The following is a 1,725-nucleotide window of genomic DNA, read 5'->3' as shown; positions in this document are numbered from 1 at the left end:
GGTTTGCCCCTCTCCCCCGCCAGAGTCAATGACCCCCCGGCCCCCCCCCCACACGACCCCGGGGGGGGGCCCCCCCCCCCCCCCGCCGCCGAAGGGCGACGGCGGCGGCCACACCGGGATCGACGGTGCGGGCGGCGGCCACGGCGGTGGTCACGGCGGAGGCCAGGGCGGCCACGGCGGGGGCCACGGCGGTGGCGGCGGGTCCGACTCCCCCGGCGGCAGCGACACCTCGGGCAACGACGGCTCCGGCATCACCAGTCACCCCGGCGGCAAGCACGACGGTCCGAAGATCAAGGACCACAGCAACGGCGACTGGCAGACCCGCATGATCAACGGCAAGGGCTGGGACGACTGGAGCCCCACCCACAAGTGGCACCCGCGCAACGGCGGCGGTGCCGGCGCACTGGCCCAGCCCCAGCTGGACGGCGCGTCCGACGAGCGCCGGGCGATGGTCGACCGCGCGATGGAGCGGGTCAACCGCAAGCTCGGCTACAGCCAGGGCGCGGAGACCAACGGCTACCGGGTGGACTGCTCCGGCTTCGTCTCCGCCGCCTGGGGGCTCCCGCAGCCCGGCACCACCACCGGCCCCCTCATCAGCGAGGGCGGCGGCTTCGCGCACCACATCTCCAAGGGGTCGATGGAGCCCGGCGACGCCATGGTCGTCCACCACACCAGCGGCGACCACGAGCAGCACGTGGTGCTCTTCGGCGGCTGGGCCAACAAGGAGCACACCCGGATGATCGTCCTGGAGGACAGCGGCAGCCGCGGCTGCGTCTCCCGGGAGACCAACCTCTCCGAGTTCGCCGAGTACACCGCCATCCGCAAGAACGGGATGTGAGCGGAGAACGACAGCACGACGGCCCCGGGCCCGCGCCCTGCGCGCGGGCCCGGCGGCCCACCGCGGTCAGCCGTAGCGCCGGTCGGCGAGGCCGTCGCGCAGCGCACGCAGCCGGTCGGCGGGGGCGCCGAGCCCGCTGAGCCCGAGCCGGGCCGCCTCCGAGCGCGGCGCCCGCACGGGCGCGAACGCGAGGTTGGCCGACTGGTGCAGCATCCACTGGTGGTAGGCGACCAGGCGGACCGCGAGCTCCCGGACACCCGCCAGTTCACCGGTGGCGGGCAGCGCCCGCAGCCACCCCGCGTACCGGCCGTATCGGACGGCCGCCCGGGTCAGCTCCTCCGCCAGCGCGGCCGGCACCGGCCCCGGCTCACCGCAGGCCGCCACCGCGCGGTCCGCCGACGCCTGATCGGCCACCGCGGCGTCCAGCACCGCGAGCAGCGCCGCGGCCTGCTCGTCCGGCCCGAACGGAAGGCCGACCGGGTCCGGCGGGGTACGCAGGCCGAGCCCGCCCGCGATCCTGTGCAGCAGCGCCGACCGGCGGCCGCGCCGGGGTGCTGTCGGGACTGTGGACACCGCTGCCTCCCGGGGGTGGGCGGACCCGGTCGCGGAACGCCGTCCGCGCGGCTGCGGCCGACCCGTCCCGCGTACCCGGTGCACCGGCACGCAGTTCCAGTGTGCGCCCGCCGGTGTCGGGCCGGCGTCAGCCCGAACGCCGCCGGGCCCGGCGGCGCGGGGCCGCCCCGGGCAGGCCCCGCACCGGCGCCGGGGCGCGGCGCGCCCCCCCGCGCCGCCCCCCACCACCAAGAAAACTCAACACCCAAACAAAAAAATTTATTTTTTTATAAAAAAAAAAAAAAAAAAAAAAAAAAAAACAAAACAAAAACTCA

General features: G+C 74.7%; 2 protein-coding genes and 1 pseudogene. 1 reads left to right on the top strand and 2 read right to left on the bottom strand.

From position 1 onward, the window contains the following. Positions 1-838: pseudogene (locus ACFV0G_RS39010) on the top strand (hypothetical protein); the annotation flags it as partial. A gap of 66 nt (positions 839-904) precedes the next feature. Here the strand turns inward: ACFV0G_RS39010 and ACFV0G_RS39005 are convergent. Both ACFV0G_RS39005 and ACFV0G_RS39000 read right to left on the bottom strand, forming a co-directional pair. After that, the gene (locus ACFV0G_RS39005; RefSeq protein WP_380558553.1) at positions 905-1,411 is read right to left on the bottom strand and encodes a hypothetical protein; all 507 of its coding nucleotides are present in this window, start codon (positions 1,409-1,411) and stop codon (positions 905-907) included. 127 nt (positions 1,412-1,538) lie between these two features. Next, positions 1,539-1,725, bottom strand: a 187-nt coding sequence (locus tag ACFV0G_RS39000) for a hypothetical protein (RefSeq protein WP_380558550.1), incomplete at its 5' end; no start/stop codon positions are given.

The organism is Kitasatospora sp. NPDC059571 (assembly GCF_042735675.1).
In the GTDB taxonomy this organism is placed as follows: Bacteria; Actinomycetota; Actinomycetes; order Streptomycetales; family Streptomycetaceae; genus Kitasatospora.
The sequence above is the reverse complement of the archived record's forward strand: the minus strand, read 5'-3'. Positions and strand labels throughout refer to the sequence as shown.